Genomic DNA, 20,505 nt, shown 5'->3' on the forward strand with positions numbered 1-20,505 from the left:
GCTACACTCCATGGACCTTTGCGTGTCCGAGCCCGACCTAAGTCCTAAGTTGCGATCTGGCGGGCATTGGCGGATGTCACGAAAATGTGATCGATCGGCTGTAAGCGGGTCGAACAGATCAAGATGCTCCAGCCACGCCAGCAAGCCAGAGGCAGCCCATGACCGAAAATCGCCCCACCGAGGCCCGATTCCGCACCAGCCTGCTCGAGGAAAACGAGGGACCGGCGACCAATCCCACCGACAACCGCACCATGGGCGAGATCATCGCCGCGCGGTTCTCTCGCCGTGACTTCCTCAGGGGTTCACTGGCCGTCTCCGCCATTGCCGCCACGGTGAGCCCGCTCGCGCTGGTCAGCGCGGAAAATGCCCATGCGGCCGAAGGCTCGGCCTTTTCGTTCGACGAACTCGAAGCCGGCATCGACGACAAGCACCACGTCGCGCCGGGCTATGACGCCGATGTGCTGCTGCGCTGGGGCGATCCGCTGTTCGCCGATTCGCCGGAATTCGATCCGACGAAACAGTCTGCCGAGGCGCAGGCAAGACAGTTCGGCTACAACAACGACTATGTCGGCTATATCGCGATCGACGGATCGGCCGAGCATGGCCTGCTGGTGGTCAACCACGAATACACCAACTCGCACCTGATGTTTCCCGGCCTGGTGACGGTCGTCGAGAAAGACGGCAAGAAGTCGCTCGACCTCGCGCCCCTGAGCAAGGAACAGGTCGATGTCGAAATGGCCGCGCATGGCGGCACCATCGTCGAAATCCGCAAAGTATCCGGCAAGTGGCAAGTGGTGCGTGACGGCAAGCTGAACCGCCGCATCACCGCCAAAACCGAGATGGCGCTTTCCGGCCCGGTCGCCGGCCATGAGCGCGTCCGGACCAGCGCCGACCCCTCGGGCACCAAGGTGTTCGGCACCGTCAACAACTGCGCCGGCGGCGTCACGCCCTGGGGCACCTATGTGATGTCGGAGGAAAACATCCACGGCTATTTCTCCGGCGAATTGCCGGCAGGCCACAAGGAAGCCGCCAATTACAAGCGCCTCGGCATTCCGGAAGGCGCCTATGAATGGGCCGCGCATTATGACCGCTTCGACCTGGCCAAGGAGCCGAACGAGGCCAACCGTTTTGGCTGGATCGTCGAGGTCGACGTCAACGATCCAAACTCGACGCCAAGGAAGCGCACCGCGATGGGCCGCTTCAAGCATGAGGGCGCCGAATCGATCGTCGCCAAGGATGGCCGTGTCGTCTTCTATCTCGGCGACGACGAGCGCTTCGACTATGTCTACAAGTTCGTGACCACCGGCCGCTTCAACGCCGATGACCACGCCGCCAACAATGACCTGCTCGACGACGGCACGCTGCATGTCGCGAGGTTCGCCGAGGATGGCACGGTCGACTGGCTGCCGATCGTCTTCGGCCAGGGGCCGCTGACCGCCGAGAACGGCTTTGCCGGCCAGGCCGATGTGCTGATCGAGACGCGCCGCGCCGCCGACCTGCTCGGCGCCACCAAGATGGACCGTCCGGAAGACATCCAGCCGAACGCCGTCAACGGCAAGGTCTATGTCATGCTGACCAACAATTCGAAGCGCAAGGCCGACCAGGTCGACGCAGCCAACCCGCGCGCCGAAAACGCCTTCGGCCACATTATCGAAATCGCCGAGAATGACGGCGACTTCGCCAGCACCAAGGGCAAGTGGGAAGTGATGTTGAAATGCGGCGACCCTTCGGTGGCCGAAGTCGGCGCCACCTTCTCGACGGCCACCACTGCCAATGGCTGGTTCGGCATGCCGGACAATTGCGCGGTCGATTCGGCCGGCCGCCTGTGGGTCGCCACCGACGGCCAGGGTCCGAAGGCCACCGGCCGCACCGACGGCCTGTGGGCGGTCGACACCGAAGGCGCCGCGCGGGCCACCTCAAAGTTGTTCTTCCGGGTGCCGATCGGTGCCGAAATGTGCGGCCCGTTGTTTGCGCCAGACGATCAGACCGCCTTCGTCGCCGTCCAGCATCCGGGCGACGGCGGCGAAGACTGGAAGCCCTTTGGCCGGCCGTCCTACTATGAGGACCTATCGACCCGGTGGCCCGACTTCAGGCCCGATATGCCGGTGCGGCCGGCGGTCGTCGCCATCACCAAACAGGGCGGCGGAAAGATCGCGGTCTAAGATCTATCGGTGGAGGACTTCGGCCTGACCGATGTCCCTCTTCTCACCTCAAGCTCCGGGAAAGGCTGGCAATCTAGGCATGGCGCCCTAGCTCCTCTTGTGAATTGTGTTTGTCGTTGTCCCACCGGACCCCACTTTTGGGCGACATGCATAGCGGAGACCGCCATGCCGAAATCCGTCTATGACCGTGGCCTGCTCAAACCGGCCGATATCGCCAGACTGCAGCGCGTGTTCGATGAAGCCTGCAAGCAACGCGAAGCGGAGCCCGAGTCCTCGGAAGCCCGCGAGTTGGCCTTGACCCTGCTTGCCTTGCACAATGCCGGCATGACCGACGAAGACATGCTGATGGAGGCCGTCAGTTTCCGGCGGCTGGAGCCGAAATCCGCCTGACACCGGGGCAGGAAGCGGACTCTATCCAGTCCGCTCGACAACGGCGACGTGCATCTTGCTTCGCAATCTGAAGCCGATCGACTCATACAATCCTATGGCAGCTTTGTTGGTGGCATAGGCGTGGAGATAGGGTATTTCGCCGCGCGCCATGATCTGATTTGCCACGAAAACGGACAGCAGCCTGCCCAGGCCGCCGCCGCGAAACTCGGGATGCGAGCACACCCCGCTGAGTTCGGTATGGCCAGGCTGCTTCATGCGCTCGCCGGCCATGGCCACAAGCCTGCCTCCGACCTTTATTCCCCAGAACTCGCCAAGGTCCTGCGCCCTGAGCGTGAACGGACCCGGCTTGGTGAGCGATGCGAGGGCGAGCATCTCAGCGGCATCGTCCTGCGTCAGACGTTGCACGCGCTCGTCCGACACGGTTGGCAATGGCTCCGCGGCAACCATCTGGACGCCGGAAGCGGTCGAGATCGCGGACAGGCCTGGGGGAAGCACGATGGTGTCGGCCTGAAGCAGGACGACGCTGTCGCCCGGCGGGACAAGTTTCTGGAATGCAAGCAGGCTTTCCGCGTCATCGGCACCGGTGGCCGCGAAAGGGACGATCGACGGCTCGTATCGCCGGGCAAGGCCGTCTCCTTGCGCAAAGGCCCGATGCCGCGTGTCCAGCGCGCTCCAGATCGGGCGGTCAAGCACGTGTTTCACTGTGCTTCACCCCGCTTTTTCGTGGCACGGCGGTCGAGCGGAGCAGCCGCCAGACCGTCCTCGATGGCGGCCAGCTGATCGAGAAGCGGCCCCGACAGGTTCTTGCACAGATCCGCGACGGCGCCCTCGATGCGCGGCCAGACGTCACGCTTCGCAACTTCGACCAGCCGCTGGCCTTTGACCGTCAGGGAGACCACCCGCCGCCGCTGGTCGCCGTCCGGCTGAGTGGTCTCGACCACACCCAGATCGGCCAGGAGCGAAACACTGCGTGTCACACCAGGCTGGGTTATGCCAAGCGCCTGCGCCAGTTCGCCGACCGGCAAGGGGCCCAGCCGATCAAGTGTGGCCAGTAACGGATACTGGCTCGACTGAACCGGGACATCGAGACCCTCGAGCAAGCGCTGCGTATCCGTCTGCAGCTGCTCGCCTATCCGTTTCAGCCTGCTGCCCAGGCACAGAAACCCAAGAGATCGCAGAATGTCTTCCATGCCGGGCTACCACGATTAATCAATAACATGTTATATAACATGGCATGGAGCATGTCAAACACCAGCCCGCGTCGCTGCCGTTACAGCGACGCGGCTATCCGCCTGGCGATCGCCTTGGCGAGGATACCGGCATTGGCGAAACAGCCGCGAATGCTCGGCCGCATGCCGGTGAACCACAAGCCGGGCAATCTCGGATCGGAGGCGCCGCCGTTGAACAGCGGCACGCCCTTGCCATCGAGCACACCGAGCTTGCCAACCATGGGTTCGAGCCCGGTTCGGTAGCCGGTCGCGGCGATGACGATGTCGGGGTCGATCAGGGTGCCGTTGCTCATCATCACGCCTGCCTGCGTGAATTCGCGTATCGTCGGCAGCACCGTGATCTTGCCGGCCTTGATGGCACGGATAGCGCCGTCGTCGGCAGCGATCGCGTTGTATTCGGTGGTCAGGCGGCTGGCGCCGCCGGCAGGCGCCGGCGGCATGCCGTATCTGGTCAGGTCGCCGAAAACGAGACGCTGGGTCGCCGCGATCGCCATGTCGGCGACCCGCAGCGGCAAGCGCGCCATGACAGGCGAAAGCCTGTGCACCGCGATCTTGCCTATGCGCTTGGGCAGGACCGACGGGCCATTGCGCGCCGACAGCCAGATAGCGGCAGCGTCCGCACCGGCCAGATGGTTGAGCGCGTCGAAGCCGGAATTGCCGGCGCCGACGACCAGCACTTTCTTGCCGGCATAGTTGCCGATGTCGCCGAAATCCGCCGCGTGGATGATGCGGCCGGGAAAGTCCTTCATGCCCTTCCATTCGGGGATGTACGGCTGCTGGTCGCGCCCGGTGGCGATGACGACATGACGCGCCAGACGCGGTCCGGCGCTGGTCTCCACGGCCCAATGATCGCCCTTGAACAGGACTTCCTCGACAGCGACGCCAAACTGCACCGGCAGCCGGTTTGCCTCCCTGAACGCGTTCATGTGGCCTATGACGACTGTTCTGGGCGGAAAGGCGGGAGTGCCCTTGGGGTAGGCAAGGCCAGGAAGCGCCGAGAGATCGCGATGGGTGTTGAGGTTCAATTGCCGGTGCCGCCGATGCCAGGGCTCGGCGATCCGTTGTTCCTTTTCCAGGATGGCCGTTGCCACGCCGGCTTCTATCAGGGCCTGCGCGACGGCAAGCCCGGCCGCGCCAGCGCCAATCACGATTGCTGGCTCGACCACCGCGGCTTTCTCTGGCACCGGTTCTCCGCGCGCCGGTTTGATCGTCGTTTCAGCCATTCCCCTCATCAATCCCATTCGATCGGCCTGGCGGCAGCCCCTCGGCAAGCGAAAGGACGCGATGCCGATTTCGGGCCGGGCCGCCCGGCCATGGTTGCGCTTTATATGGCATATGCGCGATATGAGCGATAATCAGGTCGCGGCAATGTGATTGATTCGAGACCCGGGGGATGGCGGGTCTTCTGTTATCCCCCACGCGCATGCCCGGGATCGAATTCGATTCGGGATCATGCGCAGAGTCATAGTGCTACAGCACCCTTTGCGCGTCAGGGACGCGCGGCGCTGTAGGCGGCACGCGGAATCTCGACCATGCCCTCCTTGCGGGTCTACCTGGACAACATCCTTGAAGGTGCGGCGGCGAAGGTCGAGCGCCAGGACCTAACGCATGTCGAGCGACTGGCGCTGGTGCGCCGCCATGGCGATTTTTCGCTCGCCTATTCGACCGCCGTCCAGGCCAAGCTTTCCTATTTCGGCGACGCCGACGGCTACATCGCCTTCGGCACCAAGATGAAGCACCATTTCGCGCTCGGCGATCCGGTGGCGGATCCGGCACGGCGGCCGGACTATATCAAACGCTTCGTCGAGGCCGGCGGGAGCCCATGGTTCGTGCAGATCGGCGAGCCTACCGCACGCGTGCTTGCCGGGCTCGGCTACAAGATCAACCGTCTCGGCGTCGACACGCGCCTGGAGCTGCCCGCGCATGATTTTTCCGGCAAGCGCAACGAAACGGTGCGCTATTCCGAACGCTGGCTGACGAAAAAGGGCTTTTCCTTCGAGGAGGACAAGCGAACCGTCTTTCTCGACGAGATCGCCCGGCTCTCAGAGAACTGGCGCGGCGACCGCATCGTCAAACGCTGGGAGATGGGCTTTCTCAACCGGCCCTTTGGCGATCAGCTCGGCACCGACATGCGCCGTTTCGTCCTGCACGGGCACGAGGGCGAACTGGTCGCCTTGCTCGACTTCGACCCGATGTTCCGCAATGGCAAAGTCATCGGCTACACCACCGCCTTCAAGCGCAAGCATATCGATGCCTCGCCGCATGCCGAGATCGGCCTGACCAAATACGCTGTCGACCGTTTTCGCGAAGAAGGCATTTCGGTCGTTACGCTCGGCCTTTCGCCGATGCTCGACATCGGGCCGAGCGGATTTGCCGAAAACGATTTCTGGCGCTCAACCTTCCAGCGCGCATATGAGTCGCCATGGGTCAACCGCCGCAGGTTCAACCTGCAGGGCCAGGCAGCGTTCAAGCGCCGCTTCCACGGCGAGGAAGAGCCGGTCTATGTCGCCTTCCGCAAGGGGACCTATATCGAGATGCTGGGGCTGCTGCGGCTGATCAAGGCGATCTAGGCGCAATTGTTGGGCGTCAGTTCCTTAGCCGATAACCCGTCCTGAAGATCCAGGCTACGATCGCGATGCAGACCGCCAGGAAGACGACGGTCATGCCGAGACTGATGCCGACCGAGACGTCGGACTTGCCGTAGAAGCTCCAGCGGAAACCGCTGATCAGATAGACCACCGGATTGAACAGCGTCACCGTGCGCCAGACGCCGGGCAGCATGTTGATCGAATAGAAGCTGCCGCCGAGGAACGTCAGCGGCGTGATAATCAAGAGCGGCACCAGTTGCAGCTGTTCGAAGCTCTTCGCCCAGATGCCGATGATGAAGCCGAACAGGCTGAAGGTCACCGCCGTCAGCACCAGGAAGGCCAGCATCCAGAACGGGTGCAGGATGGTCAGCGGCACGAACAGCGACGCCGTCGCCAGGATGATCAGGCCGAGGATGATCGACTTGGTCGCCGCGCCGCCGACATAGGCGATGACGATTTCCAGGTAGGACACCGGTGCCGAAAGAAGCTCGTAGATCGAGCCGACGAATTTCGGGAAATAAATGGCGAAGGAGGCATTGGAGATCGACTGCGTCAGCAGCGACAGCATGATCAGGCCTGGCACGATGAAGGCGCCGTAGCTGATGCCGTCGATCTCGGTAATGCGCGAGCCGATGGCCGAGCCGAAGACGACGAAATACAGCGATGTCGAAATGACCGGCGAGACAATGCTCTGCAGCACGGTGCGAAAGGCGCGCGCCATTTCCATCCGGTAGATAGCCCATACAGCGCGCAGGTTCATGCGTCTTTCCTCACCAGATTGACGAAGATCTCCTCGAGCGAACTGTTTTTGGTGTCGATATCGCGGAACTGGATGCCGGCCGCCTCCAGTTCACGGATCAGCGAGGCGACGCCCGGCCGTTCGCTCTGGTTGTCATAGGTGTAGGTCAGTTGGCCGCCGTCCGGCGAAAGCTCCAGCGCATAGCGCGAAAACGCTTCCGGAACGGCTGTGAGCGGGCTGCGCAACTCCAGCACCAGCCGCTTGCGGCCGAGCTTGCGCATCAGTTCGGCCTTGTCCTCGACCAGGATGATCTCGCCACGGTTGATGACGCCGACGCGGTCGGCCATCGCCTCGGCCTCTTCGATATAATGCGTGGTGAGGATGATGGTGACGCCATCCTCGCGCAGCCGGCGCACCATTTCCCACATATCCTGGCGCAACTCGACGTCGACGCCCGCGGTCGGCTCGTCGAGGAACAGGATGCGCGGCTCGTGCGACAGCGCCTTGGCGATCATCAGCCGCCGCTTCATGCCGCCCGACAGGGTGATCGCCTTGGCGTCCTTCTTGTCCCACAAGGAGAGGTCGCGCAGCACCTTCTCGACAAAACCCGGGTTCGCCGGCTTGCCGAACAGGCCACGGCTATAATTGACGGTCGCCCAGACGCTCTCGAAGGCGTCGATGGTCAGCTCCTGCGGCACCAGCCCGATCAGGCTGCGCGCGGCGCGATACTCCTTGTTGATGTCGTGGCCGTCGACGGTAACGGTGCCAGACGAGCGGTTGACGATGCCGCAGATGATCGAGATCAGCGTCGTCTTGCCGGCGCCGTTGGGGCCGAGCAGCGCGAAGATCTCGCCGCGCTGGATGTCTAGATTGACTTCCTTGAGCGCTGAAAAGCCGGTGGCGTAGGTCTTGGAGACCCCGGAAATGGACAGAATGGAGGGCATGGCTGAAACGGCTGCTTGAATGAGGTCCCCTGATATAGGCCGAATGTCGTTGCGCGCAACCCGGAGTCGATAGCGCCGCCCACAGTTCAGCGGCGCTGCTGACAATTCTGGACATCGACAGCGAGCCCCCCGGGACATGCCGATTGCAACCTACAAAATTGTCCTGCGACGCCCGGCCTCGCGGCAGGACGCCGCTTTGACCTGAACCCGCTTCGGGCCTATTCTTTTTCAGTATTGGAGCAATTCCAGGAAAAGTGTGAAAACGGTTTTCCATCGGGAATTGCGCAAAGCAAATTGCAGCAGCTGGAGCCGCCATGGACCCGCTCATACTTTCGCGTATTCAGTTCGGCGCGAATATTTCGTTCCACATCCTGTTTCCGACCATCACCATCGCGCTTGGCTGGGTGCTGCTGTTCTTCAAGCTGCGCTACAACGCCACCAATGATTCCGCGTGGATGCGCGCCTATTTTACCTGGGTGAAGGTGTTCGCGCTGTCGTTCGCCATGGGTGTGGTTTCCGGCGTCACCATGAGCTTCCAGTTCGGCACCAACTGGCCGGGCTACATGGAAAAGGTCGGCAACATCGCCGGGCCGCTGCTGGCCTATGAAATCCTGACCGCCTTCTTCCTCGAGGCGGCGTTCCTCGGCATCATGCTGTTCGGCTTCCGCCGCGTTTCCAACCGCGTCCACACGCTGGCAACGGTGCTGGTGGCGGGCGGCACCACCTTGTCGGCCTTCTGGATCATCGCGCTCAATTCCTGGATGCAGACGCCGGCTGGTTTCGAGATCCGCGACGGCGTCGCGCATGCGGTCGACTGGTGGGCCATCGTCTTCAACCCGTCGATGCCCTACCGCCTCGTCCACATGCTGCTGGCCTCGGGCCTGACGGTCTCGTTCTTGATCGCCGGCCTGTCGGCGCTGCGCTATCTCCATGGCGACCGTTCGGAATCGATGTGGAAGGCGCTGCGCACCGGTGTCTTCACAGCGGCGATCCTGATCCCGGTCCAGATCTTCGCCGGCGACCAGCATGGCCTCAACACCCTGGAACATCAGCCGCAGAAGGTCGCGGCCATGGAGGCCAACTGGAACACCGGACCCAATGTGCCGCTGATCCTGTTTGCCATTCCCGACGAAGCGGCCAAGGAAAACAAGTTCGAGCTCGCCGTTCCCGATGGCGCGAGCCTCATCTTGCGGCACAGCGCCAGCGGCGTGGTGCCGGGCCTCAACGACTATCCCGGCAACCATCCGCCTGTTTTCCCGGTGTTCTGGGGTTTCCGCATCATGGTCGGCACCGGGCTGCTGATGCTCGCCGTTTCGTGGTCGGCGGCCTTCTTCCTCAAGCGGCGGCACAGCCTGCCGAAGCCGCTTGCCATGCTGATGGTGCCGATGGCGTTGTCCGGGTGGCTGGCGACGCTCGCCGGCTGGTACACGACCGAGATCGGCCGCCAGCCCTGGCTGGTCACCGGCGTACTGAAGACCGCCGACGCGGTTGGGCCGGTGGCGGGCAGCCATGTCGCGCTGACGCTCGCCATCTACCTCATCCTCTATGCGCTGCTCTTGATCGCCTATCTCGGGGTGCTGGTGCACCTCGCGCTGAAGGCGGCGAAGGATGGCGACACCTCACCGCTGCCAGGTGTCATGAAGGCAGCGTTGTCGCAGCCCGCGGCTGGCGAGTAGGAGAAAAAGATGACCTACGACTGGCCAACCCTGCTGCCTCTCATCTTCGCCGGCCTGATGGGCCTCGCCATTCTCATCTATGTCGTTCTCGACGGCTTCGATCTCGGCATCGGCATTCTCTTCGCCGCCGCCGAGGATGCCGAGCAGGACACGATGATCGCCGCCATCGGCCCGTTCTGGGATGCCAACGAGACCTGGCTGGTGCTGGCCGTGGGCCTGCTGCTGGTCGCCTTCCCGCTGGCGCACGGCATTATTCTCACCGCGCTCTACATTCCGGTCTTCGTGCTTCTGGTCGGGCTGATCCTGCGAGGCGTCGCCTTCGATTTCCGCGCCAAGGTGCCGAGCGGCAAGAAGCACCGCTGGAACCGCATCTTCTTCCTCGGCTCGCTCATCGCCTCGCTGGCGCAAGGCTATATGCTGGGTGTCTATGTGCTCGGCCTCGATGTCGGGCCTGGCGGCATGGCGTTCGGTGCGCTGGTGGCGTTCTGCCTAGCCGCCGCCTACGCGGCGATGGGTGCTGCCTGGGTCATCTACAAGACAGAGGGCGAGCTGCAGAAGAAAGCGGTCCGCTGGCTGCGCACGGCGCTGGTGCTGACCGCGCTCGGCATGGCAGCCGTGTCGCTGGCGACACCCTTTGCCAGTCCGCGCATCTTCGCCAAATGGTTCGTCTGGCCGGAAATGCTCTACCTGTCGCCGCTGCCGATCCTGTCGGCCCTGCTGTTCCTCTGGCTGTGGCGGCAGACCTTCCACCTGCCGAAACCCGACGACAGGCATTCGCTGACGCCTTTCCTGACGCTCGCCGCTATCTTCGCGCTGGGCTTTGCCGGCCTCGCCTGGTCGTTCTATCCGTTCGTGGTGCCCGACAAACTGACCATCTGGCAAGCCGCCTCGGCGCCCGAGAGCCTGGCCATCATCCTGGTCGGCACGGTGGTCGTGCTGCCGGTGATCATCTTCTATTCGTTCTATGCCTACCGGGTGTTCGGCGGCAAGGCGACGGATCTGACCTACGATTGAGCATGCTCCATTCCCGATAGCCGGAATGGAGCTCTATCTGCTTGTTTGAGCAAGATCTTTTCCGAAAACCGGCACCCACTTTTCGGGATCATGCTCCAGGCGTCAGATCAGCCCGGAATCACGCGCGGCGGCGGTGGCTTGGCCGCGCGAGACCGCATCGAGCTTGCCCAGCACCGCCGAGACGTGATGGTCGACGGTTTTCGGTGAGATGGTGAGGCACTCGGCGATCCGCTTGTTGGAAAGGCCGCGGTCGATCAGCTGCAGCACCTCCATCTGGCGCTGGGTCAGGCCGGCGCTGTTGGCGCGCGTTGTCTGGCGCGGCCCCCGGGCGATGTTGCTGACGCCGTTGCGCCGCATGATCTCGCGCACCTGCTGAGCCACCGGCCGGGCGCCGAGATTCTCAAAGATTTCCAGCGCCGAACGCTGTGCAGCCTCGTCGCCCTGCAGCAGCGCCAGACCCTGTTCGTAAGGGGCACCCATCCCGGCCCACAAGGCCGCCGCCGCCTGCCAGTCGCCGGCCAGCAGCAGCCGGTAGGGCGCGGCCATGCCTGATGTGTCGCCGGGGTCGCTGTCCGGCGCCAGCAATTGCCGCCAGCTGGCCAGTTCGGCGAACACCGCGCGTGTCGGCGACAACCGCTCGGCGATATCGATCAGGTCCAGCGCCTCTTGCCTGTCGGCCTGCCCGAGAAATGCCCGTTCGGCCATCAGCACGGCGTAAGGCGCCAGCCTTTGCAGCTCTCTTCCTCTTTCCAGAAACCGCGTCATCTCCTCGAAAAGCGGCTCGGTTTCGGGATCGCCGCGCCGGACCCGCAACCTGGCCAGCGCCACGACGGCGGGGTAGCGCACAAGCGCGGTCGCCTGGTCGTTGCCGACGACATCGAGCGCCTCGGCGGCGGCTTCCTCCCACTGCCCCTGGCGCAGCCGAAGCTGGGCCAGCACGCCGCGCATATAGTCGCGCCAGGTGACGAGATCGTTTTCGGTGCAATAGTTGATGCCGCGCTCGAGGAAGGACTGTGCCTTGCCATAGCCCAGCTGGTTCATCTCGAGACAGGCACTGTTGGTGAAGGCGCGCGCCGCGTGTTCCTGAAAATTCTGCCCGATAGCGATTTCGAGGCTCTGGGCGAGGTGCAGCCGGCCATTGGCCAGATCCAGCCACTGTTCGGCCGAACCGACATTGTTGAGGGCGTGGCAGACGATGTCGGGCCGGTTCAGCGTTTCGGCGAGCCTGACCGCCTTGTCACCCAGGAGCAGCGCCTCATCGAGCCGCTCGGCGAGCATCGCCAGTTGCGACAGGTTGGAATAGGCCATGGCGAGTTCGGCACCGGCCGGCACGCTTTCCAGCAGCCTGACCGCCTGTTCGCCAAACCCGTCGGCCGCCGCACGATCACCCATCAGGTAGGCGAAACGCGACTGCCATCTCAGGCTGTCGCCTTCCCTCGGCTTGTTGCCGGCCGCGCTGTGCAGCTGGCGCGCCTCGCCCTGCGCCGCGATGGCTTCCTCGATGCGGCCGATGAGATGGCACTCGAATGCGTAATTTTCGTGGAGCATGGCGCGGGCGTCGTGCGGCAGGCCGGCCGCCTCGCGCAAGGCGACTTCGTAATAGCCGGCGGCATCGCGGTGCGCGCCGACATGAGAGGCCTCGCGCGCGGCCAGCGGCGCCAGTTCGCGTACGGCCTCGACATTGTTGGCTTCGACGGCGTGATGCACGAGGCGCGCGGTCGGGACATCGGCTTTTTCGAGCAGCGCCGACAGTGCGCGCTGGTTGAACCGCCGCCTGTGGCTCTCCGTCAGCGCCATCTCGATGGCGCGCCGCGCGATCTCGTGGCGGAACGCATAGCCGTCGCCGAGATCGTCGAGCAGGCCATTCGAGACGCATTCAGCCAGCTGGCCGGCACTGGCCACGCCGCACAGGCCCTGCAGCGCCCAGGCATCGGCACGGCGCGGAAACACCGACACCGCGTCAAGCATCGAACGGGCGCCGGCCGACAGGCGCTCGGCCCGCGCCAGCACGGCGTCGCGCACGCTGGCCGGCGGCGTCATTGCATTGTCGGCACACAGAAGCTCGGTGACAAAAAAGGCATTGCCGGCGGTGGCGCGGTAGATGGCTTGCCCATCACGGCCGGCGGCATCGGCCAGCGACAGCACCGCCGCCTCGCTCAGCAATGGCACATCGATGCGGGCAACGCTGCCGGCCGGAATTTCGCCCAGCGCGCGGCGCACCCGCATCTGCCCTTCGCTGCGGTCGTTGCGCGCGGTCAGCAAGAGCAGGATATGCGTGTTGGCGATGCGCCGGCCGAGGAAACGGACGAAATCCAGCGTCGCATCGTCAGCCCAATGCAGGTCCTCGATCACCAGCAGCGTCGGCCCGGCCTTGGTCTCGAAAACGTCGAGCGCGTCGGAGAAAAGTGGCAGCCTTTGCCCCTGTCGGTCGTCGATCGCCTGCTGCAGCGCCCATTGCGCATCGCGCGCCAGGTCATAAAGCGGCCCGAGCGGATCGGGTATCGACAGATCCTCGCAGGCGCTGCGGAACAGGCGCGTATCCTGCCCGGCGTTGCCGGCAAAGGCCTCGACCAGCGATGTCTTGCCGGCGCCCGCCTCTCCGACCAGCACCGCGACATGGCCACTGCCACGCGCGGCCCCCGAGAGAAGGCCGTCCAGTCGCTCCAGCTGTGTCTGCCGTTCCAGAAGCATCATCGTTCGCTCGTGAGACTTGAGTTCCACCACCCCGCCGGCCTCCTCCAGGAGTGCCCAGGGGCAAGAGTCCGGCGATGTGATCCTCCACACATTTCGGTGCTCATCTGCACATAACGCCGCCAATATAGGGAATCTTCCCACAAAACATAGGGAAAGGTTCCGATGCGCGGGCCCAGCGAGCGTGATCTTTGTCCATCCGCGCTCAGACCGAGCGTGAATCAATGGAAAAAGGAACCTTTCATGCCTCGCTATCTCATTGAACGCACATTCGTGGACGGCCTCCACGTGCCGATCAACGAAGCCGGCGCCGACGCCATGGGCGGCGTGATCGCCCGCAATGCTGAAAAGGGCGTCACCTGGCTGCAGTCCTTCGTCTCGCCAGACAAGAAGCGCAGTTTCTGCATCTATGACGCGCCATCGCCGGAAGCGATCCGCAGCACAGCGCAGAAGAACTCGCTGCCTGTCGACAAGATCACGGAGGTGCGGGTCCTTGACCCTTACTTTTACCGTTGATCCCACCGATGAGCATCAAGCCACCCTTTGCGGCGCTGGTAACCTGCCTGACGGCCTGCCGAACAGTGAACCGGCGGCTGTCCTGGGAGACGCCGGCGCAACAACCGCCATGCCGAGCCGTCCATGGCGGCTCGCGGCGGCGCTGTTTTCACAATTGCTGGGCAAGCGGCGCAGGCTGCCACCGCAAGACGATCATCTGAGACGCGATATCGGTTTGCAGGAGCAGGAGCCGCGGCGGGAATACTGGGACTATTACTGGTGGGATCACTAAGGCCCTCGTTCTACGCAATTCCCGAGGCAAAGCGCTACGCACTTTTCCCGGAATTGCTCTGGGGCGGCACGGCCGTCCATTTGAGCGGCCGGCCCACTCCCACCGACATCCAAATCAGACGCATCCGACATGGCAAGGGCCAGGCCTGGCCGGCCTGATCCGCGCGTCATCAACAATGAACGGAACGAACATGAACATCCATTTCTGGACCAAACACGCCATCAACCTCTCCATCCTGTCGATCGCCGCCACGGCGGCTTACGCCCATGGGACGGGCGGGCTGGATGAGAAGGTGCGCGACGCCAACAGCCGCTTCGAGGACGTGGCGGCGGCGACCGCCGAGGGCTATGCGCCGATCCCGTGCGCCAGCGGCATTACCGGCGGCGCCATGGGCATCCACTATGTCAACGCCGGTTATCTCAAGGACGATGCCGTCGATCTCGCGAAGCCCGAAGCGGTGATGTACGAGCCGATGGCCGACGGCAAGCTGAAGCTGGTGGCGGTGGAATACATCACCTCGAAAGGCCCGGCCTCACTCGAGGGCCAGCTGTTCAACTTCAACAGCGCGCCCAACCGCTACGGCCTCGGCGCCTTCTACGAGCTGCATGTCTGGGCGTGGAAGAAGAACCCGACCGGCATGTTCGCCGACATGAACCCGAACGTGTCCTGCGACGCCATGAAAATGGGCAACTGAGCCCCGTCATCCGGGTGTGGGGCGAACCCCGAAGTCGCCTTCGCACCGGGAGACCAGGGCCAATCGGCGCCAGTCCCTATACAGGGCTGGGGCGGACCGGATGCTGGCTGGTCCTGGCGCGCGGGGAGCTTTTTGGCTCCCCGCGCAAATACTCACGTCTAAAGCGCGTCGCGTTGAAACGGGTTCATGCGCCGCGCCTTAGGTCGTTGCTTGATGCATGTCGTTATCGCAAAACCGGGGTCACTTTTGCGCGACATGCATTAGTTGCTGGCCGAAAGCACCAGCACCGGCTTGGCGCTGTAAAGCTTGGGGAACATCTGCTTGAGGTTCGCCACCTTGGGCAGGTCATTGTAGGCGATGTAGGGATAGGTCGGGTTCAGCGTCAGGAAATCCTGATGATAATCCTCGGCGGCGTAGAAGGTCTTGCCGGTTTCCAGAGTGGTGACGATCGGCTTGCCGAACACCTTGGCCTGGTCGAGCTGGGCGATGTAGCTCTGCGCGATCTTCTTTTGCGCATCGTTCTCGGCAAAGATGGTCGAGCGATACTGGGTGCCGCTGTCGGGACCCTGGAAATTCAACTCGGTCGGGTTGTGGGCGACCGAGAAATAGACCTGCAGCAGCTGGCCATAGGTCACCTTCGACGCATCGTAGGTGATCTCGACCGACTCGGCGTGACCGGTGCGGCCAGTGCCGACCGTCTCATAGACGGCATCGCCCTTGGCGCCGCCGGTGTAGCCGGAGACGGCCTTGCTGACGCCCTTGACGTGCTGGAACACGCCCTGCACGCCCCAGAAGCAGCCGCCGGCGAAGATCGCCTTTTCGGTGCCGCTGGCCGCCTTCTCATCCATTGCCGGCGCCGGGATGGTCACGGCGTCTTCAGCCGAGATGGCCGGTGTCTGCCAGAAAGCGGCGCCGGCCGCGGCCAGGACAAGTGCCGCGAGCGCGCCCTTGGCAAAACCGGTCGAGCGTTTCGAATTCCTGATATCGGTCATGGTTGCACTCCTGTCGCTTCCATCATGTTGGGGAGTTTATGGGAGAAGATACGGCCGCGCGATGCACGAGTTGCCGCGGAGGCTCACATTCGCGTGCGCCCGACGCATGGCCGCGGTCGAAAGGACCGCCCCTGACCTGGACAGGGAATGGCCATGGCCAGGGACGGCCGGGAACCTACCGAGGCCTAGTTGGCCGGAGCCGTGGCATCGGTCGCCCCCATCGCGTCAGCCGGCTTCATCGCATCGGTTGCCGGCTTCATGGCGTCCGCCGCTGGTTTCATCGCATCCGCGGCGGGCTTCATCGCGTCAGCGGCGGGTTTCATGGAGTTGGTGGCCATCGGATCGGCCGGCTTCATGGCATCGGCTGCCGGTTTCATCGCGTCGGCCGCGGGCTTCATCGCGTCAGCCGCCGGCTTCATGGCGTTGGCCGCATCGTCGGCGCGGGCGATGCCGCCGGCAAACAGCGCCGTCGAGCACAGGGCAAAGGCGAGCGCCGGCAGCGTCAGGCGGGTAAAGTTGGTCATGGAAGTCTCCTTGGTGGGTCTTGGGGGTTGGTGGTCTGGCGGCGCGCGCATCCGGCGGCCGGTATCGTGCGGCGCCGCTCATGCGGCGTTGCGCGGATCTGTCGGGGGTGAACCCTAGTTGGTGGCCGCGGCCAGGATCGGCCCGCCGCCCGGCGACTGCACCAGTACAGCGGTGGCGAAGCCACCGGCGCCCGCCGGCAGGTTCAGCGCTGTCGCTTCACCGGTCCAGCTGCCGAGCTTCTTCAGCGAATGCACGACATTGGCATGCGGCAAGGTGCGGCCAGTGTTTTCACCGCGCGCCACCGGCACCTGGACGACGCCGCGCTGGTAGCGAACCAGCCAGACATCGGCCTTGCCGCCGGGCGCCGTGCCGGCGCCGATATTGATCTTGCCGCCATCGAGCGACAACGACGGGCCTTTGGTATGGCCGCTGCGTGAAATCAGGCTCTGGATTTCGCCGGGCGCGGCACCGACGACATCGGCATGGCCGTTGACCACCACTTGCGGCGTGAACGGGCCGTCATGGCCAAGCCCGGATTCGTAGCTGACCTGGCGCTGGGTGAATTCCTGTTTGCCGAACGTGTCCTTCCAGCCGAGATAATCCCAGTAGGTGACGTTGAAGGACAGCGCCAGCACGCCGGACTGGTCCTTGACCTTGATCAGATTGGCGTTGGCCGGCGGGCAGGACGAACAGCCCTGGCTGGTGAACAGCTCGACCACGGTGAGCGGCTGGGCGGCGGCCACGCCGATTGACGCCGCGAGCGCGAGAGCGCCCAGGCTGGACAATGCGATGAGTTTGCTGCGCTGTGATCCCGACATCGGCTTTCTCCGTGGGTGGCGGCGCCTCGAACGAGCCGCTCATGTCCCCACTTCGTTGCCGCTGGATGCTTCGTTACACGCTCACCGGTTTGTGATCGGCGGGCGTTCGCACCGCGCGAGATTTGCGAAAGCCGTCGCGACAGCCAATCTCCCTCCTTGTGGGGGAGATCGCCAAATTACTGCGTCAGCACCGTTTCCGATGGCCGCTGGTTGAAGGCGCATTTGCCGGTCACGGTGTAGAAGAAGTCGGCATTGGCGACCGGCGCCGGCACGGCGTTGCCGCCGTCTTCCCAGGCCTGCGTGCTGTTCTGGCCGCATGGCACGGCGGTGAAGATGTCGACCGGCGTGCCGGAGGCAACCTCGACATCGCCGATGTAAAGCCGGTTCGATGTCAGCGGGTCGTTCGATTTCAGGACTTTTGGCGAGCCCGACGGAACGTCCATCTGCAGGTAGAGGCCACCCATCTGGCTGACGTCGATCACCGCACCGGTGCCATTGGCGGGATACATCGTGTCGGCACAGGAATACATCGTGCCATAAGCATCCGTCTGGATGACCGATCCGGTAGGCAGGCTCTTGAGGGACTTGGCCGTGCCGGTCGTGCACACCTGCTTCTGCACGACGGTGGTGATATCGGCGCCGCCCGAGTTGGTGATGGTGCTGACCGTGGTCGTGCCATAGCCTTTTGGGTCGCCATAGCCATTATAGGCATAGGTGATGGTCATCATCGGCTTGGCCACGGTGGCGCCGAATTTCGTGCCGTAGAGCGTCATGGTCTTGGCCCAGTAACCCGACACCTTGTTGACCTTGAACGTAGCCTGGACCAGGGCCGGCATCTTGCGAACCGACGATGCCACGCCAACCTGCACCGAGTTGATCCTGGCGATCTGCATGAAATTCGTCGGCATGGCGAAGCTGGCCACGGCCTTGGCGTCGGCACTGCCATCGGCGGCGACGGTGAAGCTGTTCAGCGTGGCTGCGCCATCGCCGCTGTTGGCGGCGAAGGAATCCTGCAGTTTCTGCTGCCGGTCCCCCAAGGTCGCATCGATTGGCAGCGTGGTGATAGACAGGATCGCGGCGTCGAGCGCTGCCTGCATGTTCGATTTCTCGGTGACGGCTGAGGTGTAATCGACCGAGAAGCCGATGACGGTGACCAGCGGTATGATGGCGATGACCAGGACCGGCGTGAACGAACCGCCCACGGCGCGAACGAAATCGCGTCCAAACCTCAGCATCTCTTTTTACCCCCAAAACGCGTTATGGTTCGCTAATTTAGCGCACCAAACGGCAACTATGCGCTAAAGGGATGGATCAAAGTTTAAGGACATCGCGCGTCCGCGCCGCGATTCGCCGCCTGCCGGCCCCGCTCACCGCTTTGTGATTGGCTGGGCGGCCCTTGCGCCGCACCGCTTGCCCCGGGTTTGCACCCCTGCTAAAGCGCGCGCATGAGCACGCCCCTCGACCACATCCGCAATTTCTCCATCGTCGCGCATATCGACCATGGCAAATCCACGCTTGCCGACCGCCTGATCCAGCTGACGGGCGGGCTGGAACTGCGCGACATGAAGGAACAGGTGCTGGACTCGATGGATATCGAGCGCGAGCGCGGCATCACCATCAAGGCGCAGACGGTGCGGCTAAAGTACCGCGCCAACAATGGCGAGGACTATATCCTCAACCTGATCGATACGCCCGGGCACGTCGACTTCGCCTATGAAGTGTCGCGTTCGCTGGCCGCCTGCGAAGGCTCGCTGCTGGTCGTCGACGCTTCCCAGGGCGTCGAGGCGCAGACGCTGGCCAATGTCTACCAGGCGATCGACAACAATCACGACATCGTCGTGGTGCTGAACAAGGTCGACCTGCCGGCCGCCGAGCCAGAGCGCATCCGCGAGCAGGTCGAGGAAGTCATCGGCATCGACGCCTCCAACGCCGTGCTGATCTCGGCAAAGACCGGCCTTGGCATTCCCGATGTGCTGGAAGCAATCGTCCATCAGTTGCCACCGCCGCGCGAGGGCGATGCAGCGGCGCCGTTGAAGGCGATGCTGGTCGATAGCTGGTACGACGCCTATCTCGGCGTCATCGTTCTGGTCCGCATCATCGACGGCGTTTTGAAAAAGGGCCAGACCATCCGCATGATGGGCACCGGCGCCAAATACCTTGTCGAGCGCACCGGCGTGTTCACGCCCGCCCGCATCAATGTCGACGAGCTTGGCCCAGGCGAGTTCGGCTTCTTCACCGGCGCGATCAAGGAAGTGGCCGACACCCGCGTCGGCGACACGATCACCGAGGACAAGCGCCAGACCGCGCATGCGCTGACCGGCTTCAAGCCGGCGCAGCCGGTGGTGTTCTGCGGCCTGTTCCCGGTCGACGCCGCCGATTTCGAGGACCTGCGCGCCGCCGTCGGCAAGCTGCGCCTCAACGACGCATCCTTCTCCTATGAAATGGAAACCTCCGCCGCGCTCGGCTTCGGCTACCGCTGCGGCTTCCTTGGCCTCTTGCATCTCGAAATCATCCAGGAGCGGCTGGAGCGCGAGTTCAACCTCGACCTGATCGCCACCGCACCGTCCGTCGTCTACCGGCTGCTGCTCAATGACGGCTCGATGAAGGAATTGCACAACCCGGCCGACATGCCCGACGTGGTGAAGATCTCGGCCATCGAGGAACCATGGATCCGCGCCACCATCCTGACGCCGGACGACTATCTCGGCGGCATCCTGAAGCTCTGCCAGGACCGGCGCGGCGTCCAGGCCGACCTGTCCTATGTCGGCAAACGCGCCATGCTGACCTACGACCTGCCGCTCAACGAAGTGGTCTTCGACTTTTATGACCGCCTGAAATCAATCTCCAAGGGCTACGCCTCCTTCGACTACCACCTGACCGACTACAAGGAAGGCGACCTTGTGAAAATGTCGATCCTGGTCAACGAGGAGCCCGTCGACGCGCTGTCGATGCTGGTTCACCGCACGGCGGCCGAAAAGCGCGGCCGCCAGATGGTCGAGAAGCTGAAAGAGCTGATCCCGCACCACCTGTTCAAGATCCCGATTCAGGCCGCCATCGGCGGCAAGGTCATCGCCCGCGAAACCATCTCGGCGCTGCGCAAGGACGTGACCGCGAAGTGCTACGGCGGCGACGTCTCACGCAAACGCAAGCTGCTGGACAAGCAGAAAGAGGGCAAGAAGCGGATGCGGCAATTTGGGAAGGTGGATATTCCCCAGGAGGCGTTTATTCAGGCGCTTAAGATGGGCGATTGAGGGAA

General features: G+C 63.7%; 19 protein-coding genes. 9 read left to right on the forward strand and 10 right to left on the reverse strand.

Going from position 1 to position 20,505, the window contains the following annotated elements; all coding sequences use genetic code 11:
• The first annotated feature begins 158 nt into the window (after positions 1-158).
• Together GA829_RS04475 and GA829_RS04480 are read left to right on the forward strand one after the other, a co-directional pair.
• Complete coding sequence (locus tag GA829_RS04475) at positions 159-2,162, forward strand: PhoX family protein (protein ID WP_195177354.1); 2,004 nt, start codon at positions 159-161, stop codon at positions 2,160-2,162.
• Positions 2,163-2,327: 165 nt separating this feature from the next.
• Positions 2,328-2,552: a hypothetical protein gene (locus tag GA829_RS04480; RefSeq protein WP_195177355.1), complete on the forward strand. Its 225-nt coding sequence runs from the start codon at positions 2,328-2,330 to the stop codon at positions 2,550-2,552.
• A gap of 21 nt (positions 2,553-2,573) precedes the next feature.
• Here the strand turns inward: GA829_RS04480 and GA829_RS04485 are convergent, their stop codons facing one another.
• The 3 genes from GA829_RS04485 to GA829_RS04495 form a co-directional block, all read right to left on the reverse strand.
• The gene (locus GA829_RS04485; protein ID WP_195177356.1) at positions 2,574-3,254 is read right to left on the reverse strand and encodes a GNAT family N-acetyltransferase; all 681 of its coding nucleotides are present in this window, start codon (positions 3,252-3,254) and stop codon (positions 2,574-2,576) included.
• Complete coding sequence (locus tag GA829_RS04490) at positions 3,251-3,742, reverse strand: MarR family winged helix-turn-helix transcriptional regulator (protein ID WP_195177357.1); 492 nt, start codon at positions 3,740-3,742, stop codon at positions 3,251-3,253. Before GA829_RS04490 ends, GA829_RS04485 begins: the two co-directional genes overlap by 4 nt.
• Before the next feature lie 80 nt (positions 3,743-3,822).
• Positions 3,823-5,004, reverse strand: a complete 1,182-nt coding sequence (locus GA829_RS04495) for a flavin-containing monooxygenase (RefSeq protein WP_195177358.1) — start codon at positions 5,002-5,004, stop codon at positions 3,823-3,825.
• Between the two features lie 309 nt (positions 5,005-5,313).
• On the opposite strand from GA829_RS04495, the gene GA829_RS04500 reads away from it, so the two are divergent.
• Positions 5,314-6,351: a phosphatidylglycerol lysyltransferase domain-containing protein gene (locus tag GA829_RS04500; RefSeq protein ID WP_195177359.1), complete on the forward strand. Its 1,038-nt coding sequence runs from the start codon at positions 5,314-5,316 to the stop codon at positions 6,349-6,351.
• A 16-nt stretch (positions 6,352-6,367) separates the two neighbouring features.
• On the opposite strand, the gene GA829_RS04505 is transcribed toward GA829_RS04500, so the two are convergent.
• Together GA829_RS04505 and GA829_RS04510 are read right to left on the reverse strand one after the other, a co-directional pair.
• Complete coding sequence (locus GA829_RS04505; protein ID WP_195177360.1) at positions 6,368-7,129, reverse strand: ABC transporter permease; 762 nt, start codon at positions 7,127-7,129, stop codon at positions 6,368-6,370.
• On the reverse strand, positions 7,126-8,052 hold the full coding sequence (locus tag GA829_RS04510) for an ABC transporter ATP-binding protein (protein ID WP_195177361.1): 927 nt from the start codon (positions 8,050-8,052) through the stop codon (positions 7,126-7,128). Before GA829_RS04510 ends, GA829_RS04505 begins: the two co-directional genes overlap by 4 nt.
• A gap of 314 nt (positions 8,053-8,366) precedes the next feature.
• On the opposite strand from GA829_RS04510, the gene GA829_RS04515 reads away from it, so the two are divergent.
• Both GA829_RS04515 and GA829_RS04520 read left to right on the forward strand, forming a co-directional pair.
• Positions 8,367-9,728: a cytochrome ubiquinol oxidase subunit I gene (locus GA829_RS04515; RefSeq protein ID WP_195177362.1), complete on the forward strand. Its 1,362-nt coding sequence runs from the start codon at positions 8,367-8,369 to the stop codon at positions 9,726-9,728.
• Between the two features lie 9 nt (positions 9,729-9,737).
• On the forward strand, positions 9,738-10,742 hold the full coding sequence (locus GA829_RS04520) for a cytochrome d ubiquinol oxidase subunit II (protein ID WP_195177363.1): 1,005 nt from the start codon (positions 9,738-9,740) through the stop codon (positions 10,740-10,742).
• A gap of 102 nt (positions 10,743-10,844) precedes the next feature.
• Here the strand turns inward: GA829_RS04520 and GA829_RS04525 are convergent, their stop codons facing one another.
• On the reverse strand, positions 10,845-13,433 hold the full coding sequence (locus GA829_RS04525; protein WP_195179521.1) for a helix-turn-helix transcriptional regulator: 2,589 nt from the start codon (positions 13,431-13,433) through the stop codon (positions 10,845-10,847).
• A gap of 243 nt (positions 13,434-13,676) precedes the next feature.
• On the opposite strand from GA829_RS04525, the gene GA829_RS04530 reads away from it, so the two are divergent.
• From GA829_RS04530 to GA829_RS04540, 3 genes are all read left to right on the forward strand, one after another.
• A complete protein-coding gene (locus tag GA829_RS04530) occupies positions 13,677-13,949 on the forward strand; it encodes a DUF4242 domain-containing protein (protein WP_195177364.1) in 273 nt (90 codons plus the stop codon).
• Positions 13,927-14,220, forward strand: a complete 294-nt coding sequence (locus tag GA829_RS04535; RefSeq protein WP_195177365.1) for a hypothetical protein — start codon at positions 13,927-13,929, stop codon at positions 14,218-14,220. Before GA829_RS04530 ends, GA829_RS04535 begins: the two co-directional genes overlap by 23 nt.
• 190 nt (positions 14,221-14,410) lie before the next feature.
• Entirely contained in the window at positions 14,411-14,914 is a 504-nt protein-coding gene (locus GA829_RS04540) for a hypothetical protein (protein ID WP_195177366.1), read from the forward strand.
• A 260-nt stretch (positions 14,915-15,174) separates the two neighbouring features.
• Here GA829_RS04540 and msrA read toward each other — a convergent pair whose 3' ends face one another.
• The 4 genes from msrA to GA829_RS04560 all read right to left on the reverse strand — a co-directional run bounded on the left by msrA (position 15,175) and on the right by GA829_RS04560 (position 18,484).
• A complete protein-coding gene (msrA, locus tag GA829_RS04545) occupies positions 15,175-15,906 on the reverse strand; it encodes a peptide-methionine (S)-S-oxide reductase MsrA (protein WP_195177367.1) in 732 nt (243 codons plus the stop codon).
• A gap of 185 nt (positions 15,907-16,091) precedes the next feature.
• Positions 16,092-16,430: a hypothetical protein gene (locus GA829_RS04550; RefSeq protein WP_195177368.1), complete on the reverse strand. Its 339-nt coding sequence runs from the start codon at positions 16,428-16,430 to the stop codon at positions 16,092-16,094.
• A gap of 114 nt (positions 16,431-16,544) precedes the next feature.
• Positions 16,545-17,249, reverse strand: coding sequence for a DUF1223 domain-containing protein (locus GA829_RS04555; RefSeq protein WP_195177369.1), 705 nt, complete (start codon positions 17,247-17,249; stop codon positions 16,545-16,547).
• A gap of 176 nt (positions 17,250-17,425) precedes the next feature.
• Entirely contained in the window at positions 17,426-18,484 is a 1,059-nt protein-coding gene (locus GA829_RS04560; protein WP_195177370.1) for a TadE/TadG family type IV pilus assembly protein, read from the reverse strand.
• Between the two features lie 210 nt (positions 18,485-18,694).
• Here GA829_RS04560 and lepA point away from each other — a divergent pair, with 210 nt between their 5' ends.
• Positions 18,695-20,500, forward strand: a complete 1,806-nt coding sequence (lepA, locus tag GA829_RS04565; RefSeq protein WP_195177371.1) for a translation elongation factor 4 — start codon at positions 18,695-18,697, stop codon at positions 20,498-20,500.
• The last annotated feature ends 5 nt before the right edge of the window (positions 20,501-20,505 follow it).

The organism is Mesorhizobium sp. INR15 (assembly GCF_015500075.1).
Lineage (GTDB): Bacteria > Pseudomonadota > Alphaproteobacteria > Rhizobiales > Rhizobiaceae > Mesorhizobium.